This is a genomic window from Rhodococcus sp. NPDC056506 (assembly GCF_042794945.1).
GTDB lineage: Bacteria > Actinomycetota > Actinomycetes > Mycobacteriales > Mycobacteriaceae > Rhodococcus_F.
In genome coordinates this window covers 1-5,364 of sequence record NZ_JBHTSW010000086.1, presented here as the reverse complement: position 1 = coordinate 5,364, position 5,364 = coordinate 1, and the positions used below count along the sequence as shown (strand labels likewise).

The 5,364-nt window shown below is 60.7% G+C and carries 8 protein-coding genes; all 8 read left to right on the top strand.

From position 1 onward, the window contains the following. Positions 1–259 precede the first annotated feature (259 nt). The 8 genes from secY to rpsD all read left to right on the top strand — a co-directional run bounded on the left by secY (position 260) and on the right by rpsD (position 5,324). Positions 260–1,579 carry a preprotein translocase subunit SecY gene (gene secY, locus ACFQ6H_RS29695; protein ID WP_230812251.1) on the top strand — a complete coding sequence of 440 codons (1,320 nt, stop codon included), beginning with the start codon at positions 260–262 and terminating at the stop codon, positions 1,577–1,579. After that, a complete protein-coding gene (locus ACFQ6H_RS29690) occupies positions 1,576–2,121 on the top strand; it encodes an adenylate kinase (protein ID WP_003940868.1) in 546 nt (181 codons plus the stop codon). Before secY ends, ACFQ6H_RS29690 begins: the two co-directional genes overlap by 4 nt. Continuing rightward, entirely contained in the window at positions 2,121–2,918 is a 798-nt protein-coding gene (map, locus tag ACFQ6H_RS29685; protein WP_378447820.1) for a type I methionyl aminopeptidase, read from the top strand. Before ACFQ6H_RS29690 ends, map begins: the two co-directional genes overlap by 1 nt. 314 nt (positions 2,919–3,232) lie before the next feature. Next, on the top strand, positions 3,233–3,454 hold the full coding sequence (infA, locus tag ACFQ6H_RS29680) for a translation initiation factor IF-1 (RefSeq protein ID WP_003418601.1): 222 nt from the start codon (positions 3,233–3,235) through the stop codon (positions 3,452–3,454). 90 nt (positions 3,455–3,544) lie between these two features. Further along, positions 3,545–3,658, top strand: coding sequence for a 50S ribosomal protein L36 (rpmJ, locus tag ACFQ6H_RS29675; RefSeq protein ID WP_003938068.1), 114 nt, complete (start codon positions 3,545–3,547; stop codon positions 3,656–3,658). Between the two features lie 250 nt (positions 3,659–3,908). Further along, entirely contained in the window at positions 3,909–4,283 is a 375-nt protein-coding gene (gene rpsM, locus ACFQ6H_RS29670; protein WP_003940834.1) for a 30S ribosomal protein S13, read from the top strand. After that, positions 4,283–4,696: a 30S ribosomal protein S11 gene (gene rpsK / locus ACFQ6H_RS29665; protein WP_003940683.1), complete on the top strand. Its 414-nt coding sequence runs from the start codon at positions 4,283–4,285 to the stop codon at positions 4,694–4,696. Before rpsM ends, rpsK begins: the two co-directional genes overlap by 1 nt. 22 nt (positions 4,697–4,718) lie before the next feature. Then, positions 4,719–5,324 (top strand): 30S ribosomal protein S4, encoded by a 606-nt coding sequence (gene rpsD / locus ACFQ6H_RS29660; RefSeq protein ID WP_003940769.1) that lies wholly within the window; start codon positions 4,719–4,721, stop codon positions 5,322–5,324. The last annotated feature ends 40 nt before the right edge of the window (positions 5,325–5,364 follow it).

Genomic DNA, 5,364 nt, shown 5'->3' with positions numbered 1-5,364 from the left:
GAGTGATCACGCTTAGCTAGTCCGATGGCCGCAGCGCAGCGTTTGCTGCGTTGCGGCCATCGGCGTCTACGAGGTCGTGTCACGGATTGGTCGTGCTTGCTCGGACGGGTCAGTATTCTGGTCACCGAGTGGCAAATGTATCTTCGGCTTACCCGGTTTTCGTGGTCTGCCCGCTTAGTTCCCAAATGCTCACTGTTAGAGTTCAAAAGTTCGACAGGTCAAAACGATCTGTCTCCCTACCGTCGTGCCAGGAGGATCTTTGCTTTCCGCCTTCGTCTCGGCCCTCAGGACCCCAGACCTGAGGCGGAAGATCCTCTTCACCCTCGGCTTGGTGGCTCTGTATCGGGTCGGCGCTCTCATTCCGTCCCCAGGTGTCGACTACGGCCGCGTGCGTCAGTGCATCGATATTGCCAACTCGGGTGACTCAGCAGGTATCTACTCGCTGATCAACCTGTTCTCCGGCGGCGCTCTGCTTCAGATGTCGATCTTTGCGATCGGCATCATGCCGTACATCACGGCAAGCATCATCGTGCAGCTGCTGACCGTGGTGATCCCGAAGTTCGAGGAACTTCGAAAAGAAGGCCAGTCCGGTCAGGCCAAGATGACGCAGTACACGCGTTACCTGTCCATCGCTCTGGCCATCCTGCAGTCGACTGGCATCGTCGCCCTCGCGGCGCGTGGACAGTTGCTCCAGGGCTGTGACGACATCATCGCCGACAAGTCGATCTTCGGTCTTGTCATCATCGTGCTGGTCATGACTGCCGGTGCTGCCATGGTCATGTGGTTCGGTGAGGTCATCACCGAACGCGGCGTCGGCAACGGTATGTCGCTCCTCATCTTCGCCGGTATCGCATCGCGTATCCCGAGCGAGGGCAAGTCGATTCTCGACAGCCGTGGTCCACTGGTCTTCGCCTTCGTCTGCCTCGCAGCGCTGTTGATCATCGCCGGTGTCGTCTTCGTCGAGCAGGGTCAGCGCCGCATTCCGGTGCAGTACGCAAAGCGGATGGTCGGACGCAAGATGTACGGCGGATCCTCGACGTACCTGCCACTGAAGGTCAACCAGGCCGGCGTCATCCCGGTGATCTTCGCGTCTTCTCTGCTGTACCTCCCGAACTTGATCGCACAGCTGACTTCGGCCAGTACAGCGGTCGACCCGAGTTGGTGGCAGCGCCTCATCAACACCTACCTGGTGAACCCGGCCAACCCGGTGTACATCGCGATCTACTTCGGCCTGATCGTCTTCTTTACGTACTTCTACGTCGCCATCACCTTCAATCCCGAAGAGCGCGCCGACGAGATGAAGAAGTTCGGTGGCTTCATCCCCGGTATCCGACCCGGTCAACCGACCGCGGATTACCTCAACTACGTGCTGAGTCGCATCACCCTTCCGGGTGCGATTTACCTCGGCACCATTGCTGTTCTGCCCAACCTGTTCCTCGACATCGGGAATGGCGGCGGCGCGCAGAACCTGCCGTTCGGTGGCACCGCGGTGCTGATCATGGTCAGCGTCGGCCTGGACACCGTGAAGCAGATCGAGAGTCAGCTAATGCAGCGTAACTATGAAGGGTTCCTCAAGTGAGACTTGTCCTCCTTGGTCCTCCCGGTGCCGGCAAGGGCACCCAGGCCGCTATCTTGTCCGAGAAGTTCGGCGTTCCCCACATTTCGACGGGTGATCTCTTCCGCGCGAACATCGGTCAGGCCACCGCTCTCGGTGTAGAAGCAAAGAAGTACATCGACGCCGGTGAACTCGTACCGAGTTCGATCACCAACGACATGGTGAAGGCTCGCGTCGCAGAACCGGATGCAGCAAACGGATTCCTTCTCGACGGATTCCCGCGCTCGGTCGAACAGGCTCAGGCACTCGAGGGAATCCTGAAGGACCTCGACACCAAGCTCGACGGTGTCCTCTCCTTCGTCGTCGACGAGGACATCGTGGTCGAGCGCATGCTCGCCCGCGGTCGTGCAGACGACACCGAGGACGTCATCCGCAACCGCCTCCGGGTCTACCGCGACGAGACGTCACCGCTGTTCGACTACTACAAGGACAGCATCGTCTCCGTCGACGCGATCGGCGAGGTCGAAGAGGTCAACGCACGCGCACTGGCAGCGTTGGGTAAGTAATGGTCTTCGGGCGTAAGCGCAAGGTTGTTCCGTTCCGCTCCGCGGGCGAACTCGACGCGATGGCTGCGGCCGGCGCGATCGTGGGTTCGGCGTTGGTGGCGGTGCGCGCTGCGGCGAAGCCCGGTGTCAGCACTTTGGAACTGAACGCGGTCGCAGAATCCGTCATTCGTGACGCCGGCGCCGTGCCGTCGTTCCTCGGGTACCACGGCTTCACCGGTTCGATCTGCTCCTCGGTGAACGATCGCGTCGTTCACGGGATCCCTTCGGCTCAGGACATCCTGGCCGAAGGTGACCTCGTTTCGATCGACTGCGGTGCGATCCTCGACGGTTGGCACGGTGACTCTGCTTGGACGTTCGGTGTCGGCGAGATCAGCGTCGCCGATCAGGAACTGAGCGAGGCAACTCGGCTTTCGATGGAAGCCGGGATCGCGGCGATGATCGCAGGCAACCGTCTGACGGACGTTTCGCACGCGATCGAGGTCGGCACCAAGGCGGCCGAGAAGTTGCACGGTCGTTCCTACGGCATCGTCGACGGATACGGCGGACACGGAATCGGTCGGGAAATGCACATGGATCCGTTCCTCGCCAATGAAGGCGCCCCGGGTAAGGGTCCTGAATTGGTTGTCGGATCTTGCCTGGCGATCGAACCGATGCTCACGCTCGGCACCACCGACACGGTGATTCTCGACGACGACTGGACTGTCGTGACCACCGACGGTTCCCGCGCAGCGCACTGGGAACACACAGTCGCTGTGACCGAAGACGGGCCGCGGATTCTTACCCTTCGGCCGGAGTAGTCGGCACAGTCGCTGACAAGTGTTGGCAGCGAGCATGTTTCACGTTCGAAAAAGTCCCAGCCTCATGTCGAGGCTGGGACTTTTTCGACGGGGGAGCGGTGTGTGTCGTCACCCTGACCGGAGGCGCATTTGGCCTGGTCGTTTACATCGCGTAACATGGCTAGGCGGTGCGCTATGCGCGTCGATAGTTCGTGTGCCTACGCCCGGATCGCTCCGGGATCGGGCTCGTGAACTGCCGACGATCTTTCCATTGCGTGCCAATGTAACGGAAGCCGATGCACGAAGCATGCCAAACCAAACGGATCGCGGAGGATATGGCTAAGAAAGACGGGGCCATCGAGGTCGAAGGACGAGTAGTCGAGCCGCTGCCCAATGCGATGTTCCGCATTGAGCTCGAGAATGGCCACAAGGTCCTCGCCCACATCAGCGGAAAGATGCGTCAGCACTACATTCGCATCCTCCCGGAAGATCGCGTTGTCGTAGAGCTCTCGCCCTACGATTTGTCGCGCGGACGCATCGTTTACCGCTACAAGTAACGAACTTCCCGGACCTGACCTGGGTCAGGGAGAAGTATGTCTGCTGCGGTTCATCGCGGCAGGCTGCGACAAAACAGGAGATCAGAAGACGTGAAGGTTCAGCCGAGCGTCAAGAAGATCTGCGAGAAGTGCAAAGTGATTCGCCGTAACGGTCGAGTCATGGTGATCTGCGAGAACCTGCGTCACAAGCAGCGTCAGGGCTAGATCTAGCTTTTCGAAGATCTGCTTGGCAACAAGCAAAGAAGACCTCCCAGTACCAGCCATTGTTGACGAGACCCCACGCGATCGTTCACCGATCGCCAAGGTCGGACAATGGTTCACCCCCGGCACGGAGGCCGGGGCCCCACTGAGTTAGTTGATGAGATCATCTGCGCCTTCGGGCGTCGGTACTCGGCAAGAGGCACAGGGGAAGGGCTGGGAGCAGACCTCCGCACACCGATAAGGAAATGCCACCATGGCACGTCTCTCTGGTGTTGATCTTCCTCGCGAAAAGCGCATGGAGATCGCACTGACATACATCTACGGCATCGGCCGTACCCGCTCCAAGGAAATCCTTGACGCCACCGGCGTCAGCCCGGATCTCCGGAGCAAGGACCTCTCGGACGAGGACCTGGCAAAGCTCCGCGAGTACATCGAGGAGTCGCTCAAGGTCGAGGGTGACCTTCGCCGCGAGGTTCAGGCCGACATCCGTCGCAAGATCGAGATCGGCTGCTACCAGGGCCTGCGCCACCGTCGTGGTCTGCCCGTGCGTGGTCAGCGCACCAAGACCAACGCCCGTACCCGTAAGGGTCCGAAGCGCACCATTGCCGGCAAGAAGAAGGCGAAGTAATGCCCCCGAAGTCACGTAGCACCGGTCCGAAGAAGACCCAGAAGACGCGTCGCAGGGATAAGAAGAACATCCCGCACGGCGCCGCTCACATCAAGAGCACCTTCAACAACACCATCGTGTCCATCACGGACCCCGCCGGAAATGTCATTTCCTGGGCGTCTTCGGGACACGTCGGCTTCAAGGGTTCGCGTAAGTCGACTCCCTTCGCCGCTCAGCTTGCTGCTGAGAGCGCTGCCCGCAAGGCGCAGGAGCACGGTGTCAAGAAGGTTGACGTCTTCGTCAAGGGACCGGGATCCGGTCGCGAGACCGCAATCCGTTCCCTCCAGGCTGCTGGCCTCGAGGTCGGCACCATTTCCGATGTAACCCCCCAGCCGCACAACGGCTGCCGTCCGCCCAAGCGGCGTCGGGTATAGCGGGAAGGATAGGTAGAAGAAAATGGCACGTTATACCGGACCCATCACCCGCAAGTCGCGTCGTCTGCGCGTCGACCTCGTTGGAGGCGACCAGGCATTCGAGCGTCGCCCGTACCCGCCCGGACAGCACGGCCGCGCGCGTATCAAGGAGAGCGAGTACCTGCTCCAGTTGCAGGAGAAGCAGAAGGCTCGCTTCACCTACGGCGTCATGGAGAAGCAGTTCCGCCTGTACTACAAGGAGGCGAACAACCGCCCCGGCAAGACCGGTGAGAACCTGCTTCGCATCCTCGAGTCGCGTCTCGACAACGTCGTGTACCGCGCAGGCCTCGCTCGCACGCGCCGTCAGGCACGTCAGCTGGTCACGCACGGTCACCTTCTCGTGAACAACAAGAAGGTCGACATCCCGAGCTACCGCGTCTCGCAGTACGACATCATCGATGTCAAGGAGAAGTCGCTCTCCACGCTTCCCTTCCAGGTTGCGCGTGAGACCGTCGGCGATCGCCCGGTTCCCGGGTGGCTGCAGGTTGTCGGCTCGCGTCTGCGGATCCTGGTTCACCAGCTTCCCGAGCGCGCGCAGATCGACATCGCTCTGCAGGAACAGCTCATCGTCGAGTACTACTCGAAGTAAGGTGCTCCGCACCCCGTGAGTGGTTGAGGAGTCTCCGGAC